This window comes from Pseudotamlana agarivorans (genome assembly GCF_018860245.1).
Lineage (GTDB): Bacteria > Bacteroidota > Bacteroidia > Flavobacteriales > Flavobacteriaceae > Pseudotamlana > Pseudotamlana agarivorans_A.
Genome location: NZ_JAHKPD010000014.1, coordinates 80,085 through 104,911 on the forward strand (window position 1 = coordinate 80,085; position 24,827 = coordinate 104,911).

At 32.9% G+C, this 24,827-nt stretch carries 17 protein-coding genes; 6 read left to right on the forward strand and 11 right to left on the reverse strand.

What is annotated here, in order from left to right:
• Positions 1-5 precede the first annotated feature (5 nt).
• From KO493_RS10345 to KO493_RS10365, 5 genes are all read right to left on the reverse strand, one after another.
• Positions 6-1,346, reverse strand: coding sequence for a DEAD/DEAH box helicase (locus KO493_RS10345; protein ID WP_216067889.1), 1,341 nt, complete (start codon positions 1,344-1,346; stop codon positions 6-8).
• A 132-nt stretch (positions 1,347-1,478) separates the two neighbouring features.
• Positions 1,479-2,477: a metal-dependent hydrolase gene (locus KO493_RS10350; RefSeq protein WP_216067890.1), complete on the reverse strand. Its 999-nt coding sequence runs from the start codon at positions 2,475-2,477 to the stop codon at positions 1,479-1,481.
• Positions 2,478-2,821: 344 nt separating this feature from the next.
• Positions 2,822-3,445 carry a hypothetical protein gene (locus KO493_RS10355; RefSeq protein ID WP_216067891.1) on the reverse strand — a complete coding sequence of 208 codons (624 nt, stop codon included), beginning with the start codon at positions 3,443-3,445 and terminating at the stop codon, positions 2,822-2,824.
• 201 nt (positions 3,446-3,646) lie between these two features.
• Entirely contained in the window at positions 3,647-5,296 is a 1,650-nt protein-coding gene (locus KO493_RS10360) for a S8 family serine peptidase (RefSeq protein WP_216067892.1), read from the reverse strand.
• Positions 5,297-5,368: 72 nt separating this feature from the next.
• Positions 5,369-5,920 (reverse strand): DUF4251 domain-containing protein, encoded by a 552-nt coding sequence (locus tag KO493_RS10365; RefSeq protein WP_216067893.1) that lies wholly within the window; start codon positions 5,918-5,920, stop codon positions 5,369-5,371.
• 123 nt (positions 5,921-6,043) lie between these two features.
• On the opposite strand from KO493_RS10365, the gene KO493_RS10370 reads away from it, so the two are divergent.
• From KO493_RS10370 to KO493_RS10385, 4 genes are all read left to right on the forward strand, one after another.
• Complete coding sequence (locus KO493_RS10370; RefSeq protein WP_216067894.1) at positions 6,044-6,859, forward strand: DUF1853 family protein; 816 nt, start codon at positions 6,044-6,046, stop codon at positions 6,857-6,859.
• Between the two features lie 443 nt (positions 6,860-7,302).
• A complete protein-coding gene (locus KO493_RS10375) occupies positions 7,303-10,635 on the forward strand; it encodes a DUF2126 domain-containing protein (RefSeq protein ID WP_216067895.1) in 3,333 nt (1,110 codons plus the stop codon).
• Positions 10,636-10,654: 19 nt separating this feature from the next.
• Positions 10,655-13,216: a circularly permuted type 2 ATP-grasp protein gene (locus tag KO493_RS10380; RefSeq protein WP_216067896.1), complete on the forward strand. Its 2,562-nt coding sequence runs from the start codon at positions 10,655-10,657 to the stop codon at positions 13,214-13,216.
• 1 nt (position 13,217) lies between these two features.
• Positions 13,218-14,144: a transglutaminase family protein gene (locus tag KO493_RS10385; RefSeq protein WP_216067897.1), complete on the forward strand. Its 927-nt coding sequence runs from the start codon at positions 13,218-13,220 to the stop codon at positions 14,142-14,144.
• Between the two features lie 34 nt (positions 14,145-14,178).
• Here KO493_RS10385 and KO493_RS10390 read toward each other — a convergent pair whose 3' ends face one another.
• The 6 genes from KO493_RS10390 to KO493_RS10415 form a co-directional block, all read right to left on the reverse strand.
• A complete protein-coding gene (locus tag KO493_RS10390; RefSeq protein ID WP_216067898.1) occupies positions 14,179-15,159 on the reverse strand; it encodes an alpha-E domain-containing protein in 981 nt (326 codons plus the stop codon).
• Between the two features lie 7 nt (positions 15,160-15,166).
• On the reverse strand, positions 15,167-16,633 hold the full coding sequence (locus tag KO493_RS10395) for a circularly permuted type 2 ATP-grasp protein (RefSeq protein ID WP_216067899.1): 1,467 nt from the start codon (positions 16,631-16,633) through the stop codon (positions 15,167-15,169).
• Between the two features lie 536 nt (positions 16,634-17,169).
• On the reverse strand, positions 17,170-17,982 hold the full coding sequence (locus KO493_RS10400) for a DMT family transporter (RefSeq protein ID WP_216067900.1): 813 nt from the start codon (positions 17,980-17,982) through the stop codon (positions 17,170-17,172).
• A 16-nt stretch (positions 17,983-17,998) separates the two neighbouring features.
• Positions 17,999-18,913, reverse strand: coding sequence for an EamA family transporter (locus tag KO493_RS10405; RefSeq protein ID WP_216067901.1), 915 nt, complete (start codon positions 18,911-18,913; stop codon positions 17,999-18,001).
• A gap of 48 nt (positions 18,914-18,961) precedes the next feature.
• Complete coding sequence (locus KO493_RS10410; protein ID WP_216067902.1) at positions 18,962-19,414, reverse strand: cold-shock protein; 453 nt, start codon at positions 19,412-19,414, stop codon at positions 18,962-18,964.
• A 103-nt stretch (positions 19,415-19,517) separates the two neighbouring features.
• Positions 19,518-21,071, reverse strand: coding sequence for a DEAD/DEAH box helicase (locus tag KO493_RS10415; protein ID WP_216067963.1), 1,554 nt, complete (start codon positions 21,069-21,071; stop codon positions 19,518-19,520).
• 290 nt (positions 21,072-21,361) lie between these two features.
• On the opposite strand from KO493_RS10415, the gene KO493_RS10420 reads away from it, so the two are divergent.
• Positions 21,362-23,647: an alpha/beta hydrolase family protein gene (locus tag KO493_RS10420; RefSeq protein ID WP_216067903.1), complete on the forward strand. Its 2,286-nt coding sequence runs from the start codon at positions 21,362-21,364 to the stop codon at positions 23,645-23,647.
• Between the two features lie 262 nt (positions 23,648-23,909).
• Positions 23,910-24,791: an NAD(P)-dependent oxidoreductase gene (locus KO493_RS10425; RefSeq protein WP_216067904.1), complete on the forward strand. Its 882-nt coding sequence runs from the start codon at positions 23,910-23,912 to the stop codon at positions 24,789-24,791.
• Positions 24,792-24,827: the final 36 nt, after the last annotated feature.

Here is a 24,827-nt window from a genome sequence, read left to right on the forward strand (position 1 = left end):
AATTATTAGTGCTTTTTTCGCTTTTTAGAAACGGTTTCTTTGGGTAATACCGTTGTGTTTTCAGTTAAATAATGTGCCAATATTTTATCGACCAATTCCTCTTTAGTTAAATGATGAAAAATGGTTTTTATTTGAGATTTTAAATCTTCTGAAACCTCACGATTCGGTTTGGTTTTAAATATTTTTTTAGCCCATAATAAAGTGTTGTTTTCTTCAATACTTTGGGCATCTGCCTTTTTAAAGATTTTAAATGTAATGCCTAATTCATTTTCAAAGTCAGCGATATCAATGACTTCTTCCTCCTGAAGAATGGTTAAGGATAGTCCCTTTGCTCCCGCTCTAGCTGTTCTTCCGCTTCGGTGTACGTAGGCTTCATAAGTGTCTGGTAAATGATAATTAACCACATAAGATAACTCTTTAACGTCTATACCACGAGCAGCCAAATCGGTTGCTACTAAAATATCAATATGTCCTTCTCTAAATTGCCCCATAATACGATCACGAATGCCTTGTGACAAGCTTCCATGTAAAGCTCCAGAAGAAAATTTATTTATGGCTAAATTTTTAGCTAATTTATTTACAGCCGCTTTTGTTTTACAGAAAATAATACCACGCTTCCCTGCTCTTGAATTTAAGAAATGAAGCAAAACGTCTAACTTTTCAATAGGCTCAACCACCACATATTGATGATCGATATCTTGATGACCAGTAGTTTCCATATTTGCTTCAATTTGAATAACATGTTTAGACATGTAATTCTGAATCAATTGCTTTATGGTACCGGGCATTGTTGCCGTAAACAAGAAAGTTCTTCTGTTTTTAGGAATGACTTTTATAATGTAATCGACCTCTACTTTTAATGCGGTTATCATTTCGTCGGCCTCATCTAATACAAAGTGCTTCAAATGATTAAGATTGATGACTTCACGTTTTAATAAATCGACTAAACGACCAGGTGTAGCCACAACAATTTGTGTAGGATCTTTTAACAGTTCTATTTGAGGTTTTATAGGGGTACCACCGCAAATAGAAGCTATTTTTATTTCAGGGTTTTCGGCAGCTAAAGCATGAAGATTCGTAAATATTTGTTGGCCTAATTCTCTTGTTGGTGCAAGTATAAGCGTTTGAATATTTACTTCATTTGTATCTGTTAGTTGTAATAATGGTAACCCGAAAGCAGCTGTTTTTCCAGTTCCTGTCTTTGCTAAAACAACCAAGTCTTCCTTTTTATTTAAAACTACAGGAATGGTTTTTTCTTGAACATCTGTAGGTTTCGATATGCTTAAATCGGATAAGCTTTGCTGAAAGGATTCATGAATACCTAAATCTGAAAATTGTTTTAACATGGGAAAATTTTTCCGCAAAGATAACTACAGTTTAGTTGTCACCGGTATTTATTACTTGCTTATTCTGTGCCTGTATAAAGTGAGAGCAAGTAAATTGAGTTCGTTTTTAAAATTTTAAGCTGAATTAAAAGATCAATTGCCTTTAATGCGTTGCCATAATTCAGATACTAATCCCTTAGCATCTTCACTATTCTTTGGCGTTTCAACAAAATTAATAGTACCATCTAAATCTTGTTGAATTTCATATTTGAATACAAATTGGTTGGGGTCAGGCTTTATTCCCATAGTTCCGAAGCGTAAATCATTAAAATATAGAGTATCATTAGTTTTAGTTATGGTGTACCAACCATTGGAGATTGCAATCATGCGTTGCACCTTATTATTTTCTGTTAAATCACCCAAGTATTCATGATGTTTCGGGTAACGATAAAATGTAATAGGTTTGGTATCGAAAAAAGAATAATACCCCACTAAATAGGCGTCTTTAGTGTCTACATTGGCAGTCCATAATACAGTGTTCAATGGCGACGGACGTGTATCAAGATCAAAATATTGAACTTGTTGAGTTTTTAATGCGGCTTCAAACTTAGTATAAGCTAATCCCTTTAAGATTAACGTAATTAACAAATAACTAGAACTTATTATGAGTCCTAAACGATTATAAAATCTCCTTTTTTCAGAAGTTCTTTTGTAGCACATGACTAATATTATGCAGACTAAAAAAGGCAAGGTATATAAGGGATCAACTACAAAAATGGTTTTATAGGCGACTCGTAAATCAAAAGGCCAAAATAATTGGGTACCCCAGGTGGTGTGGGCATCTAAAAGTGGATGTGTAATAAAGCCCCAGAAAAACAACAAAGACCATCCTTTGAAATCTTTACAGCGTTCATAACGGGAAACTAACCAACCAAAAATGGGGGCAAAAACAATGGAAAAAACTATGGAATGCGTAAAGCCTCTATGAATTTCTAGAGCGGAAACCGTATCAGTGAAATGACTAGCCAAAACATCTAAATCTGGAATTGTACCAGCAATAGCCCCGTATAAAAGTGCTTTATTACCAACTTTTCGCCCTAAAACAGCTTCGCCAACAGCCGCTCCTAAAACAATTTGCGTCAATGAATCCATAGGTTTACAAACTTATACCAATTTAACCATATAATATCGCATATAATTTGTTTCTTTTTTGCCCATATTTCAATATAAAATAAAACCGTAGCTAAGGCTATGCTTGGATTTTCTATTTTATCTGAACAAAAAATAATTCAAATTTAGAATACGACATTATACAGTAAAATTGGTATTAATGGAAATCTTGTCAAGAAAATATAAAATGTTGAGTAGGAAATCAAGATTTCGACTGCGCTCAATCTGACATTCGACCAAAACTCAACTTAAAATCATGAAACTAGCTACGGACCTCGAAAATCAATTTATAAACTATTCAAATGCTTTTATTCCAAATCGAACTTTTATTTAATAGGGATTTCTTCTCCTAGTATAATATCTCTCGTAGTGACGTACACGCCTTCTTTTCTATCAAGTTTCAAAATTCTTCTTGGGTTCGTTTGCTCTACCAACTCACGACATTTATCGGTTAAACGCGGATCGTCATCAAAGAGAAAAGGCTCTATTTTATATGGTGCTTTATTAGGTTCTTTTAAAATGGGGTGAATTTGTTTGGGGTCATTACCATACATGGAACTCCCAGGAATAAAAGTGTAAAGCGTATATTCTCCTTTATCATTGGTTCTAACCCATCCACGATGTTCTACATAACGTTTTTTATTATATCTACGTAATTGAAAATTTCCATGTTCATCACTTTGTTCTATAAAAAGTATCACATTCTTGGCAAGAGTAGCACCATCACTTTCGTAAATGGTTCCAGTGATTTTTAATTTGTTGCTTTGTGTTACGTACCCAGGAATGGTATCTATATGATTTAAATTCTTTTCTGAATAATCGAAAATCGGACTTCTTTTTTTATAATTTTCAGCTTTAGTCCCAGTAATATAAATTGTGTCTTGTGCATTAAGACTAAAGAAACTATTAACTAAAACGATAAAACTTAATAGATAAGTGACTTTTTTCATAAGTGCTATGTTTTTGTGAATACTTTAAATTAGAGTATTATTTTTTTCATCTGAAAAAAAATCGACAGAACCAGAAATTACACGATAAATGACGAACTATTTTCAAATACCTATTGTCGTATGATTGAATCTCAATCTATTATAAAAAAAAAGCTTGTTTAAATATTTAAACAAGCGCTTTTTTTATAAAATGGTTTATTATTACTCTGAAACCATATCATCTGCCATTTTCACAGCATTATAAGCATTTAAAATACGTCCGGATTTTGAAAATTCGCTAAAATTTTTCTTCTTTTTACCTGCTGTTTTAGGCACAAATACATCCATATCTACTTTCGTAACAGAGTTCATAATTATCTGCTTTACTTGTGCTGCTGATAACTGCGGGTAATACGCTCTAACCAAAGCTGCAACACCAGCAACCTGTGGTGAAGCCATTGAGGTTCCATTTTTATAGTCATACTCACTATTCGGGATTGTAGAATAAATTCCATCTCCAGGAGCAAAAATATCAACACTAATTTTTCCGTAATTTGAAAAGTCTCCTACTAATTTCTCGTTAAAGAAACGCGTATTAGCACCTACTGTTATGACGTTATTTGTAAATTCATTCACATTATCCATAGCGTCATTAGGGAACATCATAATCTCATCTATATTATTCCCTTCGTTACCTGCTGCTTTTACAAGTAATACATCCTTACTTGCGGCATATTTCATGGCATTATAAACCCACTCAGGGTTTGGAGAAGTCCCTTTACCAAAACTCATATTTATTACCTTAGCACCATTATCAACCATATAATGAATAGCTAAAGCAACATCTTTATCATGCTCGTCACCATTGGGAATCGCTCTAACAGTAATTAACTTTGCCTTATCTGTTACCCCTTGAATGCCTTTTTGGTTGTGTCTATTACCAAGAATTATTCCAGCTACATGTGTGCCGTGACTTTCTTCAGTAAGCGATCCTTTTACATAATTATTACCATAAACAACATCTGATATATCTTCAGGGTTATCACTTGTTTGACGTCCATTAAATTCTGGATTAAATTTTTGCTCTATTATAGTACTTAAAATTTTCAATGGGCCATCATATTGAGCTATGGCATCCTCCACAGTAAGCCCTTGCGACAATACCTGGATTATCATTTTTGTATTCTTCGTTTCTGGAAGCGCCTTCACTTCTTCTAGGGTATAATTATCTTTTTTCAACGCAGATTTCACCTCTAAATCTGCAGCTTTTGCCGCTTTTACAGAAGCTGTATAACTATCGTAAAGCGGTTTATATTGATTAACACCAACTTCATATTCAGCCTTTAGCTTTAAATATTTTGCGTACGCTGCTTTATCAACGTCTTCAACCGAAGCTTCGTTAACACCTTTAAAACGTTTTGAATATTTAGCATATTCACGAGTTAGTTCGTTACGTTCATATGCTGCTTCACCTTCTTTTCCTCCAAGAAAATTCCAACCATGAACATCATCGGTATATTTATTTTTATCATCATCGGTATTGTTTACAGAATTATCAACCGGATTAGTCCAAAGTAAATCTTTTAAATCTTCATGGTCAATATCGATCCCAGAATCAATCACACCTACTGTTATTGGTTGCACTTCTTTCCCCTTCAAAAACTCATAAGCTTTTTGCAAACTTATACCAGGAACGGAATCGGTAAGTAAATCGGTATGCGGCCATTTTTGCTTCTCGACCTCTGAGAAGGCTGAGGATTTTGCTGTTGTAGTAAGTGCAGATGCATCACCAGTTGGCACCGTTTTATCCCAAATAGAATTCGATGTGTTCTCTTTTGTTGAGTGACAACCAAAAAGTAATAGGGATGCCATAGTACACGTTAATACAGTTGAGTTTTCATATGGCTATAGATTATAAATTTTTAATACAGCATATATCAAATGCTAATTTTTCTTTGAAACAGGTATTAGTTTGCCAGAATAACGAATAACAGAACGGGTGTTACCTGATAAGGTCATATCTGACTTTAAGTTTGGAAATACATTAATTCTAACCTGAAAATTTTCAGAATTGCTTTTTGCTTGAAAAGAAATTTCATAATTGGAATTATTCTTTTGCTCTAATTTATAATTTTTCATTAAACCTTTAAATTTAATGCTACTGTCGGTCCCTCCGTAGGTTCCTCCTCCACTCCGTTCACCATAATACGGTAAATCGGAAGTTATACTATCTCCCGAAATTTTTAAAAAGTTACTATTGCCTGCTAAATTAATTGAACTTGGGTTGTTTCCTGGCCCTAACAATCGTGAAGCTTTTTGCATTGCCATACTTGCTGTAGGATACGCCCAATCAGATTCAATTCTGAAATTCTTTTTCTTTATTAGCGCTTCCAAATTATCTGCCTCTGCTTGTGATACCGGCGTTTTTGAAGATCCACAAGCCATTACTGTTAAAATAAAAAAGCAACTTAGTGCTTTAAAAATCGTCTTTTTCATAGTTACAAAATTTACAATTTATACTTTTAGCATTATTTAGTAATTTTAAAATAAAAATACAGCATGTTAAATTACGTATAATATGTTGATTTTTGAGGGTTATTTATTGAATTTTGATTAAATATGAGTTATAATTTAAATGAACTACAAAGGCAGTTTCATGGCTTTTTGAAAACCCCAACACTATGGAAAGACCATAGTGTGCTGAGTTTAAATCAATTATATCTCCCAAAAAGACCGATTAGTCAATTTGATGAAAAAGAAAAATTAAATACACGTTTAGGTAAGCGTGTTGAGCAATTTGTGTTTTCAGAATTAGACCAACATCATAACATTAGTATCCTATTAAAAAACACACAAATCCAAAAAAAAAAACAAACTATTGGAGAAATCGATTGCATTCTAGTACAGGATAATAATCCTATACATTTGGAGATTGTTTACAAATTCTATTTATATGACCAAACGCAAGGAAGTACAGAAATAGAACACTGGATCGGTCCAAATAGAAATGACTCCTTAATAAAAAAACTTACTAAATTACGTGATAAACAGTTACCATTAATTCACAATCCTTCAACAACAAAAATTTTGAGCAATTTAAATGTGGATTACAAAAAGATTATACAACATGTATATTTTAAAGCACAATTATTTGTTCCATATAATAAAAAACTGCCTGATTTCAATCTACTTAATGCGGATTGCCTGAGTGGTTATTACATTCACTATTCAAGAATTAATCAATTTAAAAATTGTACGTTTTTCATACCTAATAAGATCGATTGGTTAATAGCGCCAGTAAATGATGTCGATTGGCTGGATTACATAAGTTTTTATGAAAAAACAGTAAACCTTATAAATAAAAAAATGGCTCCACTATGCTGGATTAAATCAACTAAAGGCATAGTGAGAAAATTCTTTGTTGTATGGTGGTAGCATATAAATGCATAGTCAAATTTTTCTCCATCGATTAACTTAAATATTAAGCCATCTGCTGCTTTAATTAGTAAAGAAATAGTCAATTAAAAAAATTTGAACCAAGCCTTTGTTCAAATTGTATCCTAAGAACGCGACGATTTGGATGAAAATAATCATTAAAATATCTTTTTACAGAATAATCATATTATCGTATTCATAATTATCCTTGCAAAAAACTATTATTTTAAAGATAATAAGTCTTTTTTTACAAGCATTCTTATGTGGAATTCAAGCTTTTATTATTAATTTTAAATTAAACTCATGACACCATGAGTGTGGTTATAAATATTTGTAGTACTTTAACCTTTAGCATCTTTTGTTAGAAAATTAGATCTAAAAAAGAAGCAACACCTATCAAGTTGAACCTAAGTAGTTTAATCTATAAAATTATAGTGTAATACATGGCATTAAAAATCGTAATCTCGCACAAAACTAAGTACAAATATGATAGAAAAGTATCGTTGTCACCTCATATTTTTAGACTAAGACCAGCCCCACATTCACGGACACCAATAGAATCTTACTCTATTAAGATAAAACCTGAAAACCAGTTTTTTAATTGGCAACAAGATCCTTTTGGTAATTATGTGGCACGTTTAGTTTTTCCTGATAAAACAGACGAGTTATCTATCGATGTTGAAATTATAGCCGATTTAAAAACGATAAACCCATTTGATTTCTTTATTGAAGAATCGGCTGAAGAGTTTCCTTTTAAGTATTCAGATACTATTAAGAAGGAACTTCAACCTTATTTAGAAATTACCGACGATGGTGACCTCATTAAAGATTTCATTAAAACCATAGACTACTCGCCTAGAAAAACCATTTACTTCTTAATAGATATTAATAGAAAAATCTATGAATATTTAAGTTATAATATAAGGATGGAACCTGGGGTTCAATCTTGTGAAGAAACTCTAGAAAGAAAAAATGGTTCTTGTAGAGATTTTGCTTGGTTGTTTGTTCAAACACTACGCCACCTAGGTTTTGGTGCACGTTTTGTTTCTGGTTATTTAGTACAATTAAAATCTGACGAAAAATCTTTAGATGGTCCTTCTGGTCCAGAAGAAGATTTTACCGATTTACACGCTTGGGCGGAAGTTTACCTTCCTGGTGCGGGTTGGATTGGATTTGATGCCACTTCTGGCCTACTCGCTGGCGAAGGGCACATTCCTTTGGCTTGTACACCATCTTTTGAAAGTGCTGCACCAGTTTCAGGAGCGACCGACGTTTGTGAAACCGAATTCTTTTTTGAGAATTCAGTCACTCGTATTTTTGAATCGCCTCGTGTTACAAAACCTTATACAGAAGAACAATGGAAGGACATTTATAAATTAGGAAATAAAGTTGAAAAACAACTTCAAAAAGGAGATGTTCGCCTAACGATGGGCGGTGAACCAACTTTTGTTTCTATTGACGATTTAGAATCTCCCGAATGGAATACCACGGCCGATGGTCCTTTAAAACGTAAATTAGCCAAAGATTTATCTAAAAAATTACATGATGCCTTCGGCAAAGGTGGTGTATTACATCATGCACAAGGAAAATGGTATCCTGGCGAACCTTTACCTAGATGGCAAATTGAAATATGCTGGAGAAAGGATGGTAGGCCAATTTGGTACAATAAAAACCTATTAGCCACCTATGTTGATGATTATTTTATTCCTCAAAACACGGATAAATTATTTTTAGAAACACTTACAAAATACTTACGGGTTACTAACGAACATATAAAACCAACTTACGAAGATCCTTTTTACTATTTATATGAACAGGGTAATTTACCCACAGATTATGATCCAGCAGAAGACAAGGATGGTGAGTTGGCTAAGAAAAAAATAAATCAAATTTTTGAAAACGGAACGTCTACCCCTGTTGGGTATTTACTTCCGTTAAATAAAACTGAAAATAAATGGTTTACAAGTGCTTGGACTTTTAGAAGAAATCATCTTTTTTTAACACCTGGTGACTCCCCTATTGGTTTACGTTTACCGCTCGCTTCGTTAGAAGCTAAACCTGAACATGAAATTTTCCCTATTTATGAACCAGAAATGTTTGGCATAAAAGGAAGGCTTCCTAGTTTTAAAAATATAGTAAAAGAGCGCTATAATGATTATTGCACAAAGGGTATAGACCCAAATACACCTAATTATTTTGTTCGTACTGCCCTATGTGCAGAAATTAGAGAAGGTAAATTGTATTTGTTTTTACCACCTCTTGAATCTGCCGAAATATTTTTAGATTTAATTGCTTCTATTGAAATGACAGCCAAAGCACTTAATGTTCCTGTTATTTTAGAAGGATACGAACCGCCTAAAGACAATCGATTAGAATCTTTAAAAATCACACCTGATCCTGCAGTTATAGAAGTTAACGTACATCCTGTTAAAAACTGGGAAGAATTATGTCATAACACCTTTACCATATACGATCTCGCAAAACAATCTCGTTTAGGTACCGAAAAATTTATGCTTGATGGCAAGCATACCGGAACAGGTGGTGGGAATCACGTAACTCTAGGTGGTGTGTCTCCAAAAGACAGTCCGCTATTGAGAAAACCTAGTTTACTGCGCAGTCTACTTACCTTTTGGCAACATCACCCTGGGTTAACTTATTTGTTTTCTGGGGCATTCGTTGGGCCCACAAGTCAAGCACCAAGAATTGACGAGGCCAGAATGGAAAATTTATATGAGTTAGAAATTGCTTTTGAGCAAATTCCAAAAGATGGTGAAGTACCATACTGGTTAACCGATCGATTATTCAGGCATCTTTTAACAGATCTTACTGGTAACACACACCGTGCAGAATTCTGTATTGATAAACTTTATTCACCTGATTCTTCTTCAGGACGTTTAGGGATTTTAGAATTACGTGGATTTGATATGCCTCCACACCCACAAATGAGTTTAACACAAATGTTATTAGTGAGAACTTTAGTGGCATGGTTCTGGAAAAAACCGTATGAGCATAATTTAGTACGTTGGGGAACCGAATTGCATGACAAGTTTTTAATAGAACATTATGTTCGTGAAGACATCAAAGATGTTGTTGAACAGCTCAATCGTGCCGGATATGCTTTCAAAGAGGAATGGTTTAATCCATTTTTTGAATTTAGATTTCCACTACATGGTATGGTTGAAATCAATAAAATTCACATGGAACTACGTGCAGGTATTGAGCCTTGGAATGTGTTAGGTGAAGAGATGACTGGTGGCGGAACAGCACGTTATGTAGATTCTTCGCTAGAAAGGCTTCAAGTTAAAGTTTCTAATTTCATAGATGAAAGATTTGTGTTAACTTGCAACGGTGTAAAAGTTCAATTAAAAAGCACTGGTGTACAAGGTGAATATGTAGCCGGAGTCAAGTATAAAGCTTGGGATCCGTACTCTGCATTGCATCCTACAATTCCAGTGGATACGCCTTTAGTATTTGATATAGTTGATACATGGAACAGACGTTCCATTGGAGGATGTACCTACTTTGTAGCGCATCCTGGAGGAAGATCATACGAGTCGTATCCAGTAAATAGCTTTGAGGCGGAATCTAGAAGAATTAACCGTTTCTGGGAGTTTGGTCATACACAAGGTGAAATAGACCCTGTGGAAGAAATAAACCCAGATACCGATAATCCTAATAGAAGTGTTGAAGAAAAAGGAAGCTCTAAACGTTTTAAATACAAAGAATTACCTATTAATTTTGAATTCCCTTACACACTGGATTTAAGAAAAAAATAAGAGTTAAGGATTCCAATTAATGGAGACAAAAGAAAATATCATATTCGAAAATTATTTTAAAGATTTTAGTAAATATGACGAGTTACTAACTTCTGAATTAACTATAAAGGCTGATTGGAAAAGCCTTTTGGATAATTTATTGAAAATTGGTAACAAAGAACTCGCTTCTAAACAGTCTGAAATAGACTGGCTTTTAGCAGAAAATGGCGTTACATACAACGTATACAACGATCCTAATGGATTAAATCGCCCGTGGAACTTAAATATCATCCCATTTATTATTCAACAAAAAGAATGGGAATTGGTAGAAAAAGGTATTCAGCAGCGTTCTGAAATTTTAAACCTCGTTCTAAAAGATATTTATGGTGAACGTAAATTGCTTAAAAATGGTATTATACCTCCTGAAGTTATTTATGCACACCGTGGTTTTTTAAGATCTTGTGATCAAATTCAATATAAAACGGCCAAACAATTATCTATTCATGCCGTAGATTTGGCAAGAGGACCAGACGGACGCATGTGGGTGGTAAACGATCGCACCCAAGCACCATCTGGAATGGGATATGCCTTGGAAAATAGATTTTCAAAAAGCAGAGTGATTCCTGAAATATTTGATAACATTAATGTTATACAGCCATCAAATTTCTTCAAAGATTTTAATCAGTTATTATTAACTGCGGCTCCAGATCACAAAGATAATCCTACTGTTGTCGTTTTGACACCAGGACCTCATAATGAAACTTATTTTGAACATTCTTACTTATCCAATTTTCTTGGCTATCCACTAGTTAAAGGCAATGACTTAGTGGTTCGTAATGGTAAAGTTTGGATGAAATCTTTAAAAGGACTTAAGCAAATTGATGTTATTTTACGTCGTGTTGATGATGCTTTTATGGATCCGTTAGAACTACGTGAAGATTCCTATTTAGGTGTGGCTGGTTTATTAGAAGTTGTAAGACTTCAAAATGTAGCCATAGTTAACCCTATTGGTAGCGGTGTGTTAGAAAACCCGGGGTTGATTCCTTTTATGGAGAATATTTGTAAATATTTCCTAGACGAGAAATTGATTTTGCCACAAATTGCTTCATGGTGGTGCGGACAAGAAAAGGAACGTAATCATGTTTTTGAAAATCTTACTTCTTTTGTTGTTAAAAAAATTGACAGATCGCAACGTGAAAACATCATTTTCTGCGAATTTTTAAGCAAAAAGGAATTAAAACAACTCAAGAAAAACATACTTTCTAATCCGAATCAATATGTAGCTCAAGAAAAAATCTATTTTTCAACCGCACCTAATTTTGTAAATGAAAAGCTAGAACCTCGCAAGGTTTTATGCCGTACATTTTCTATCGCCAAAGGTGACAATTATAGCGTTATGCCTGGTGGATTAGTACGAGTAGCTGCAGAACGTGAGAAGCTTTTTGTTTCTAACCAACGTGGTGGAACCAGTAAAGATTTTTGGGTGATTGGTGAAGAAAACCAGGACCAGTTACAACTTTATTCTTGGAATAAAACATCTCCCAACAACATCATTAGCATCAATGATGTTCCTAGTAATACCGCAGAAAACCTATTTTGGTCTGGTAGATATGTAGCTAGAACATTATTAACGGCAAGATATGTTCGCATGGTATTAAATCAAATGACCAATGTGCAATACACAAATAGATACCAATCCGACTCTGAAGGGTTAAATATTTTATACCAGTCAATAACAACCATAACATCAACATTTCCAGGATTTTTCGATGAAGATAAGTCTGAAGAAATGCTTAAGACCCCGTTAAAAGAAATTATTTCTGTAATTATTGATGAAAAACGAATTGGAAGTTTCGCCCAAAGTTTACAAAGTTTTAATGGTTCCTATTATACATTAAGAAATTTATGGTCGAAAGACATGTGGCGTGTTTTTGATAGTATTGATAAAATTTGGAAAAAATTTAAACAGGAAAAAAATTATAGCATTTATGCACTCACTAAGTTTTTTGACCAAATTATCACAAGACTAATTGCATTTATGGCGCTTACGGAAGAAAGTATCATGGTAAAACAAGGGCTACTACTCTATTTTATTGGTTTACAATTAGAAGAAGCCTCTATGACTATAGAAAAATTCCGAGCCCTTATTGTAGTCACTCACGATGAAGATTTAGAATATGAAATTTTAGAATCGCTATTATCTAGTCATGAAAGTTTAAATATTTATAGGTATAGTTACAAATCGTATTTAAGTATTGAAAACGTATTAAAATTATTGCTTTTAGATAATGAATATTCAAGGTCTTTAACTTATCAAATTAGTAGACTACAAAAGGATATCAGTAAATTACCCAACAACAACGTTAATAACGAAGACACGAATTGCCAAAAGAATATTGAAAAAGCCTTGAGTTTAATTCAAAATATTACTTTAGAAGATGTTCTGTATACAGATGATAAATCTAAAATACGCATGAAATTAGATGCTTTATTAGCTGAATTAAGTGATTTGTTCCATGTAACTTCTATGGCAATTTCAGACACCTATTTCAATCATTCTCAACAACAAAAGCAATTGGTTAACCGAAACATTACGAATTAATATGGTAGTTTTTGATCTCTGGCATAAAACCAAATACAAATATGAACATGGCGCTTCATTTTGTCATAATTTAGCAACCTTAAAACCTAAAAATTTTAAAGGACAAGAACTATTGGACTACAGTTTAGAAATTAGTCCTTTGCCAACCGAAATATCAGAACATGTAGATTTTTTCGGAAACACGGTGGCTACTTTTTCTATTCAAGAACACCATGAAGAGTTAATCGTTATTTCACGCAGTAAAATTGCTAGAGATTTTAATGCTCAAGTTTCACAAGAAGACGTTAATACTAGAGATAATGTTACGGTTGGGGATGCGTTAAAACTACTTAAAGGTGTAGCTCATGATATTATCGATGCAAGGCAATTTGTATTATTTTCGCCTCTTATTTCAAAAACAACACCTGAAATAAAAAAATATGCAGAGGTTTCATTTAAACCTAAACGCTCTTTATATGAAGCAGCTCATGAACTCATGCAGCGCATTTTTATAGATTTTGACTTCGTTTCTGGATTTACAAATATTGCCACCCCCTTAGACGAAGTGATGAAAGCGAAAAAAGGAGTTTGCCAAGATTTTGCTCAAGTGGCAATTGCTTGTGTACGATCTATAGGGCTTCCAGCTCGATATGTAAGTGGATATATTGAAACACTTCCGCCGGAAGGCAAAGAAAAACTAATAGGCACCGATGCTTCTCACGCATGGTTTTCTGTTTTTATTCCGTCTCATGGCTGGGTAGATTTTGATCCTACTAATAATCAAATCCCAAAAGATCAACATATTGTGGTTGCTCATGGCCGTGATTATTATGATGTCCCACCTTTGAAAGGAGTTATTTATTCAACTGGAAAGAATGACATGGAAATCTCAGTAGATTTAAGACCAGCAAAAGAATCAGGGCTTCAGCAACAAACTCAAAAACAATAAAATAGTATTAATTATTACTCTGGTAATAATTAAATTAAGCCTTTACTTTTTTAGTGTCCAATGTATGTGAAATGTCGAAATAATCTTCCTCTAGTTTCACAGCAATTTCAGCCAATTTTTCAATTAGCTGTGCCATAAAATCTTCTAAATTATTATCAATTTCTTCAATCAATTTATATTCAAATTGAGAAGTCATTTTTCCTATTAGAAAAGCAGCTGAATTCACCGGTTTTTCGTGCTGCTTAGAAATCATACAAATATAATTGTTCATTTGATTTAGGCAGTTTTTAATCGAACGTGGGCACTTGGAGTTAAGTATTAAAAATTCTAAAGTGTTGGTTCTTTCCGGTGTTTTCTTATAACTTCTGCGCATCATGTCGTAAGCCAAAACACATTTTAGCAAAGTTGCCCATTGGTAATTACCATCTACTAAATCACCATAAATCTTTTTAACAGTGCTTGCATCACTTACTTTAGAATTAATAATTCTAGCTACTTGCAATCCGCGTTCAATATTAATACCTAACATGATTATAGCATAAACTTCATCATGTAAAAGCGTACTTTGAATTTTACTTTTAATTTCAGAAGTGGCATCTACAACATTTATTGTAAAATCATACAGTTGACTTTTTACCAATTTCTCTACAGGATAAGCTTTAATATTATGTTTTATACGGTTAATGGTTTCAAACAGCTCGTTAGATATTAAATCTCTAGCGCTTCTAGCATTTTCATGAGCATTAATAAAACCATTAACTATGGAATAAGGCGTTTCTTGATTCAAACCAACGTTAAATAAAACTTTTTCTTCACCTAAAACGATATCTGAATCTATAATTTCATTTGCAGCCATGTACATAATAGAACGCAATACAAATTGTCTGGATTGAGACAATTCATCTGGTGCATCCAAGGAAGAAAAATAATTTACCCTTAAAAATCGTGCTATATGTTCAGATCGTTCGATATATCTCCCCATCCAAAACAAATTATTTGCTACTCTTGCTAACATATATGTTCTATTTTTTTAATACCCAAGTATCTTTTGACCCTCCACCTTGAGATGAATTTACCACTAAATTTCCTTTTTTAAGTGCCACTCTGGTTAGCCCACCTTTTAACACGAAATCAACATCTTTCCCCAATAAAGTAAATGTTCTTAAATCTACATGTCTAGATTCAAAAGATTGCGTATCATCGATATAAGTCGGGTGTGTTGACAACGACATAATAGGCTGAGCAATATATTTACGAGGTTCTTTTTTAATGGTTTCTTTTACTTTTTCTATTTCAGCCTTCGTGAGTTTGTTTCCAATAGAGATTCCATAACCTCCAGATTCATCTACAGGCTTAATTACTAATTTATCAATATTTTCAAGTACATAACTCAATTCATCTTTACGACTGCAATGGTAAGTGTATACATTATTTAATATAGGTTCTTCGTCAAGATAATATTTAATAATTTCTGGCATGTAAGTGTAAACCGCTTTATCATCTGCTACCCCTGTTCCTGGTGCATTCACTAATGCCACATTACCTTTTAAATAAACAGAGAATAAACCTGGAACGCCTAATACAGAATCTTTATTAAACACTAATGGATCAATAAATAAATCATCTACACGCCTATAAATAACATCCACTTTTTCAATACCATAAATGGTTTTCATATAAACGAAGTCATTTTCAACAAACAAATCACGTCCTTCAACCAGTAGAATTCCCATTTGTTTGGCTAAAAAACAATGCTCATAATAAGCCGAATTATAAACCCCTGGAGTTAAAATTACACAAACGGGGTTGTCTACTCCATTTGGTTTAACAGATTGCATCGTATCTAATAATTTAGACCCATAATTAACAACAGTATGTGTATTGTATTGGTTAAAAACACCAAACAAGGCATGCTTAACGGCGCCTCTATTACCAATTACGTAGCTTACTCCTGAAGGGCATCGTATATTGTCTTCTAAAACATAATACTTACCATCGGAATGTTTAATTAAATCGGTTCCAGAAATATGGTTATATACACCTTCGGGTGGGTCAAAACCAACCATTTCAGGTAAAAAATTCACTGAAGACTCTATAAGTTCCTTAGGAACAATGCCTTGTTTAATAATTTTTTGATCATGATAAACATCCCAAAGAAAATGGTTTAACGCTTTACTTCTTTGTAACACGCCCGATTCAATCGTTTCCCATTCTTTATGATCAATAATTCTTGGAAAGAGGTCAAACGGAAATATTTTTTCATTGACTTCATTTTCTCCATAAACCTGAAATGTGATTCCTGAATTAAAAAAAGAATCCTTCGCTTGAATATTAAGCCTATTAAATTCAGGTACTGAATACGTCCCAAAAAGTTCAAATAACGTTTTATAAATACTTCTTACATCTTCTCTTTTTGCAAACAATTCATCGTAAAACCTAGAATCGAATTCGTATGATGAAAATAATGGCAAATTAATAGCTTCTTTCAAATCTTATATTTTAGTAAATACTCTCCGACAATTCATTAAATTTAATAAATATTTTAGGACAAACTACTAAATGATTTAAGTAATTTTTTTAAAAAAATTATAACGATACATATTTAATAATAAAATGACATATTATTAACAATACGGGATTTTTGACGGCATAATTACTGTACTAAACCGTAATATTTCAAATAAAATTACATATTTCATAAAATTTAAAATAAGTAATTAACCTAAAAAAGTAAATCAGACAACTTGTATGTTTTTTGAAATGAAATAGTTACACGAAATTTGATGTTACTCAATACTTATTTTGTAAATATTTAGTAGCTTTATTGAAAAAATATTCTAATAAATAAGTGCTAGGTATTACAACAGGTATCCCCCTTATCATAGGTATTAAATAAAATGAATAAATCACTTTTCATTAAACTCTATAAAAGATTGATTACACATGACTATATACCCAAAGGACGAGCGATATATGTATGTGTTTTTTAATTGAATTGTATAGAAATCTACAACATATAGCAAGATTATTTCTTGCCTTTATACAGTGCATTTAGGACCAAGGCTGTAATAATCATAGCAATACCTAACAAACTCCACAGAGTATAAACTTCACCGAATATAAAAGCCCCAAATAATACAGTAAAAATTACTTCTAAATATTTTAAAGGCGCCACTTGATTAGTTGCTGCGATTTGAAAAGCCTTTGTCATATATACTTGTCCAAAATAACCAAAAACACCTAAAGCTAATAGCATTAACCATTCCACACCTATTGGAGTTGTCCAATTAAAAATAGCGACTAGCCCTCCCGTAATAGTTGATATCACCATAAAATAATTAACGACCACTACAGGGTGATCTGCTTTTCCAATTTTACTTATCACAACATAAACTAGCCCACTAAAAATAGCAGAAATTAAAATTAATATAAGTCCGTAACTATCTAAAGACGTATCAAAACCTTTTAAAATAATAACACCTATAAACGCAGCAACAAAAAATAACCATTGTATAGGTTTAACCGTTTCTTTAAGTATTAAAACCGCAAAAACAGCAGCGAAAATCGGAGCCATATATCGTAGTGAAACCGCCGTGCCGATAGGTAAATATTTGGTAGACATAAAAAATAAAGCCATTGAAGTGACACCAACTAAACCTCTTAATACTAGTAGTTTTCTTTTATTTCCTAAAATTGGAATTTTATTTTTGATAAGAAATCCGAATGTAAAAAACAAGGAACTTATAGATCGAAAAAAAACAATTTGAAAAGCATCAAAATGGGCTAAATATTTTACGATACCATTCATACAGGTGAAAGCTAATGTACTAATTAGCATAAATTGTAATGCTTTTTTAACGTCCAATTGATCTAAATTTAAATTTACGGTTAGAGTTTATAAAATATACACCAGTTAAAAGAATAACTGCTGCACATATTGATTGCATTGAAATATGTTCATCTAAAATCCACCAACCTAATATCAGGGCTATTATAGGATTCACATAAGTAGACGTAGCCACTTTTTCTGGAGACACTGTTTTTAGGAGGTAATTAAATGCGGTAAAGGCGATAAGGCTTCCAAACAAAATTAAGCCTAACATGGCCCATTGTACTTCTTTTGGCCAGATTGTCGGGACCGACCAGGGCTCGTTCAAAACAAGACTTATTACCCCTAGAAAGACTCCCCCTAGCAACATTTGATACCCTGTATTCACAAAATGGTTGCTTGGTAAATCTGCCTTACCCACAAAAATACTAGCATAAGACCAACTAATCATGCAACACAAAATAGTGATCATACCAATAATTTGCCCGTCCTGATTTAATAGTTCTTTTTGACCAACTAATAAAAAAATGCCTAAAAATCCTAAAATAACGCCAACATAGGACATTAACGAAATGCGTTTACCTTGAAGGATACGAAGCAGAATAAGAACAACTAGTGGTTGTGCTGATATTTCCAGTGCAGCAAAACCGCTATCTACATATTTTAGTGCCCAAACAACGACACCGTTTCCAAAGGTTAAGAACAAAAAACCAGCTATAGCCGCATTTTTTAATTGCGGCCAACTAATTTTTAAGTTAAATTTTGAAATTTTGGCTATAATAAAAATTAAAATACTAGCCGTAACGAAACGAATTGATGCCAAAAAGAAAGGCGGCAAATTTGTTACAGCTATTTTATTAAGCAAATAAGTAGAACCCCATATAACATAAATGGCAAAAAATGCTAAAATGATAAGAATCGTTTTACGCGATGCACTCATACAATGTTATTGGATCTTGTAGTTTGAAACTACGCTATAAGAAAAAAGTTAAATCTTTTTAACTCGAACAGCGTTCATTCCTTTTTGACCACGTTCTAATTCGTAAGTCACTTTATCATTTTCCTCAATAGGTTCTAATGTACCACTAACGTGAACAAAATACTTCTCTTGATTAATACTATCAATGATAAAACCAAAACCTTTAGAATGATCAAAGAAAGACACTTTTCCTTCTTTTGCTGCTGGTTCTTCTTCAATTCTGTCTTCTTTCTTAGGAATCCCTAATTCAATAGATTCAGCTTCAACCTTTTCGCGCATTGCAGGATCTGGTGGGGTGTCAGTTAAATTTCCGTTGAAATCAACGTAAGCAAATTGAATCCCTTGTGGGTTTTCTTTAGCTTCAGCTCTTCTGGCCTCTTTCTTTTTTTGCTTTTCTTCACGTTTCTTTAAACGTTTCTTTTCTTTTTCAATTTTGTTAAAGGTAACTTGCGATTTTGCCATAGTTTATCTAATCGTACAGATTTAATGAGTTAATAATACTGCAAAGATAAACCTTATTTTAAGTAAGCTACAATTATTATGTGTTATAATTTGTAGTTATACCCTAATCTTCGGGTGGAAAACCGTGAATTTCCTCAAAAACTTCATCAAAATTAGAACGCAAATAAGAATTGAGTTTTTTTCTATAATCCCCTTTTAACCAATCTACGAAGTTGTAAGTACTTTTACTAATGCATTTTGTATAACGCTGAATTCTAAAATCTATATCGTCACCTAGCATTTTTGCCAAGGCTAAAGCATCGTAAACATCTTCACTATTTTCAATACATATTTTTGCATGTTGCTCAATTGAACGTTCTAAAACAACTTTTGAAGATTCTCCGTTTCGAATTGAATCAACATATGTTTTTTGAATGTCAAAATATACATCTTTAGATTTTCCAAATTCAGCTCGTAATTCATCTGGCATTTCATACCTGAAATTACTCTCTAAATCTTCATCACTTAAAATAGAATCTAAATAATACGTTGGTGATTTAAAAATACGTTGCCAATCTAAATCCTCTCCCCATGGTCCAAATCTGTGGAAGTTATTCCCTAAATCTATAACCGAGAAGGTTTTTTTATTCTTCAAAATACGAGAACCACGACCAATCATTTGGTAATAAAGCGTTAACGATTTTGTTGCTCTATTTAAAATGATACTATCAACAGTAGGCTCATCAAACCCTGTAGTTAATATACTTACAGATGTTAAAATAGCATCTGGCGTATTTTTAAACCATTTTAATATCATGGCGCGCTCTTTTTTGCTATTTGTATTATCTAGATGCGCAACGGGATAACCCGCTCTTTTAAAAGTATCGTAAACATGCAATGATGTGTTAATACCGTTATTAAATATTAAGGTCTTCTTCCCTTTTGCACGTTCTTCATAAGCCTGTAAAAGCTTAGATAACATATCGTTATCGGTGTATAGGTCTTCAGATGATTTTACAGTATAATCACCATTAGCACCTACAACTAAAGACGTTAAACCTACATTATAAGTAAACATTTCAGCTCGCGCTAAGAAACCATTATCTATTAAAGATTCAATGCTTTCACCTACAATAAGTTCATCATAATTATCGGTCATTGGCAACTCAATGCTCGAACTTAAAGGTGTTGCCGTTACTCCTAAAATAAAAGATTGACTAAAAAATTTAAAAAGTTTTGTAAATGAATTGTAATGCGCCTCATCAATAATAACTAAACCTATATCAGAAATATCAAGTTTATCATCATTTAAACGGTTGTTTAAGGTTTCAACCATGGCAACAAAACAGCTGAAATCTGCCTGATCACTTAAATCCGCTTTACTATCAACGACCTTATTATGAACACCAAATTCGGTTAAAACTTTAGAGGTTTGTCGGCATAACTCAATACGGTGTGTCATCACTAAAACCTTTTTTTTGTGATGCTTTAAATACTGTCTAACAATTTCAGAAAAAATAACCGTTTTACCTCCACCAGTTGGTAATTGATATAACAAATGATAATCATCTGGAGACTCCTCAAAGGCGTTAAATATTTTATCTATTGCCCCTTTCTGGTAGCTGTATAAATCTTTCCCTTCCTTTCTTTCTTCTAATTCCGCTTTTGTTGCCGACATGCTAAAAATTTTATGACGTGCAAAAATAACATCTTTAGAGCGTTTATCATGCATGATTGCTCTTAAAATTATTCTAGGATTTTTTAGAATCTACTAAGCAAAAGAGTATTAAGGAATTAATTGCGTGTTTACATGAAAAAATAATATCTAAAAAAGCGATATATTTATAGTAAATAATAAAAAAAACGCTTTTTAGTGAAAATTATTTAACAAAAAGTCACTTTTTGCTTCTAATCATTCCAAATTAATTAATTCACTCTATTATAGAATCTTTAAATTTACACCTTTAAATGAAAACAACAATTTTTAAATTAAGCAGTGCTTTATTCTTATTTCTAAGTATGATTACACAAACAGATGCACAAGACATTTCCGGAGCATGGAAAGGAAACATCAAACTTCAAAAAACAGAAGTTCCTATAATATTCAATATCAAAAAAGAAGACTCAGGTCTAACGTGTACCATGGATAGCCCTACTCAGGGTGCAACAGATATCCCAATGGACGAAATTACTTTTTCAGAAAACATATTAACGATTAAACTTAAACAAGTTGGTTTAAAATATATTGGCACATATAAAAGCAAATCTTTTGAGGGGACATTATACCAAACAGGAACTGAGGATCACTCCTTAACTTTAACAAAAACGGTAAAAACACTTCCAGGGAATACTACCCTACCTTCTTCGGATGCCGAACTAGACAAATTAGAGCATTTTAGTGACGGCAATTATAAATATTCAGTTAAAGATTACTTTGCAAAACCAAAAGCGAGTTCTTTTTCTTTTTCGCCAAACGGAGCCTACCTCGCATATAAAGAGAAAGATGACGCTGCGAAAAATCATGTTTATGTAAAAAACCTTGAAAACGATAAGGTTACTTTAGTTATTAAAGAAGAAGATGAATTAATTCGCGGTTTTGGATGGGCTAATGATAATAGATTGGTTTATATCATGGACAAAGGTGGAAATGAGAACTACCATTTATTTGCAGTAAACTTGGATGGCAGCAATCAGGTTGAATTAACACCTTTTGATGGTGTAAAAGTGAATATTCTAAATGGTTTAAAAGAAGATAAAGAACACATGATTATCTCAATGAACCAGAATAACCCTCAAATATTTGAACCTTATAAAATTAATATTGTAACAGGTGATTTGGTTCAGTTATATGAAAATGATGATGCAGAAAACCCTATTGATGGTTATGAGTTTGATAAAGATGGGAAATTAAGAGGTTTTTCAAGACTTCGTGATGGCGTAAACATCGATTTGTATTACACAACCGATGGAAAGAATTATGAAATAAAAAAGAAATTAAATTGGAAAGACAGCTTTAGTATTGCTTCATTTAATTACGCAAGTGAAAACCCAGATGATGCCTATGTAGTTTCAAATTTGGAGAGTGATAAAACAGAAATATATTTATATGATCTAAAAGAAGATAAGGTTATTAAAAAACTATTTTCAAATGAAGATTTTGATGTTTCTGGATTAAGATTATCAAGAAAAAGAGGATATGAATTAGATTATTTTGCTTTTGAAGGTGAAAAACAAGAAATAATTCCGGTTAGTCAATATTATAAAAATCTACACAAAAAAATTACTTCAAAATTCCCTTACTATGATTATTCAATTGCAGGGGTAACAGATGATGAAGACAAATACTTAATATTCCTTCAAAGTGATAAATTGTATGGGACTTATTATTCATACGATGCCATTAAAGATGAATTCAAATTACTTTATAATTTAATGCCAAATCTTAAGGAAGAAGATATGGCGGTTATGCGTCCTATTTCATTTAAAAGTCGAGATGGTAAGCATATTCATGGATACATTACCTTACCTAAAGCAGCTATAGAGGGTAAAAAAGTGCCTGTAATTGTAAATCCGCATGGCGGACCACAAGGTATTAGAGATTCTTGGGGATTTAATCCAGAAGCGCAATTATTTGCAAGTCGTGGATATGCAACGTTACAAGTGAATTTTAGAATCTCTGGAGGCTATGGAAAGGCATTTTTAGAATCTGGTTTTAAACAAATTGGCAGAAAAGCCATGGATGATGTTGAAGATGGATTACAATTCGTAATCGATAAAGGTTGGGTAGATAAAAATAATGTAGCTATTTATGGTGGAAGTCATGGCGGTTACGCAGTTTTAAGAGGCTTAACTAAAACGCCAGACTTATATACCTGCGGTGTTGATTATGTTGGTGTTTCAAACTTATTTACATTCATGAAAACGATTCCCCCATATTGGAAACCTTATTTAAAAATCATGAAAGAAATTTGGTATGATGAAGATGTGGCTTCAGAAAAAGTTATTATGAAAGAAGTATCGCCTGCGTATCAAATTGATAAAATAAAAAAGCCTCTATTTGTTGTACAAGGCGCGAATGACCCTAGAGTTAACATTGATGAATCTGATCAAATAGTTGAGGCTTTAAGAGCTAAAGGGAACGATGTCCCTTATATGGTTAAATACGATGAAGGACATGGTTTTCACAAAGAAGAAAACAGGTTAGACCTTTACAAGGCAATGCTTGGTTTTTATGCTAAGCACTTAAACAATTAAATTAAAAACTCTATTTACAAATCAATGGCCTTATACTTCTTTAGTGTAAGGCTTTTTTTTTATTTCAAAATTTTTATTGTTTTGAATTAATTAAAGATATAAATGTCGATTATAACTAAAAAAAACAGTGTAAAGGTTAAAAATCAGTTAATTAAAGAATTTTATTTAACCTTTATTTAATAAAAAAGAGACTCCTGAACCTTCAAATAATTACGTTAATGCTTACCTTTGCTGCAGATTATAATAAATTTAAATAAATAATATGAAAAAACCGACAATTGGGTTTATCGGACTCGGCCTAATGGGCGCAAATATGGTTGAAAACCTTCAAAAGAGAGGTTTCGAAGTAATAGTTATGGACCTTAATAAGGACGCTGTTGAAACTGTTATTGCTCGCGGTAATGCTTCTGAAGCGGCTTCACCTAAAGAATTGGCTCAAAAGAGTGATATCATCATGTTCTGTTTAACAACTTCTGCTGTAGTTGAAAAAATCGTTTATGGTGAAAATGGTATTCTTGAAGGCATTAAAGAAGGGGCTGTTTTAATAGACTTCGGAACATCAATTCCTGCATCTACTCGTAAGATTGGTAAAGATCTTGCTGAGAAAGGAGCTGGCATGATAGACGCTCCACTTGGTCGTACTCCTGCACACGCTAAAGATGGTTTATTAAACATTATGGCTGCTGGTGATGTTGAAACGTTTGAAAAGGTAAAACCAGTTCTTGAAGAACAAGGTGAAAACGTATTCTATTTAGGTGCTCTTGGTGCTGGACATACTACAAAATTAATAAACAATTTCATGGGAATGACTACTGTAGTAGCTATGTCTCAAGCTTTCGCTGCCGCTAAATTATCTGGTGTAGATGGACAACAATTGTTTGATATCATGTCTGCTGGCCCTTCGAACTCACCATTCATGAAATTCTGTAAGCACTATGCTGTTGACAATGTAAGTGACTTAGGATTCTCTATTGCAAATGCTAATAAAGATTTAGGTTACTTTGTGCAAATGATGGATGATTTAGGATCTGTTTCTGATATTGCAAAAGCGACTTCTGGTAACCTTACTGCAGCTGTGAATGCTGAAATGGGTAACGGAAATGTTCCTGAAATTTTCGATTATTTCGTGAAACTTCAAAAATAAGAAGCTATTTCAAAAGAAAATATTCGTCTATCTGAA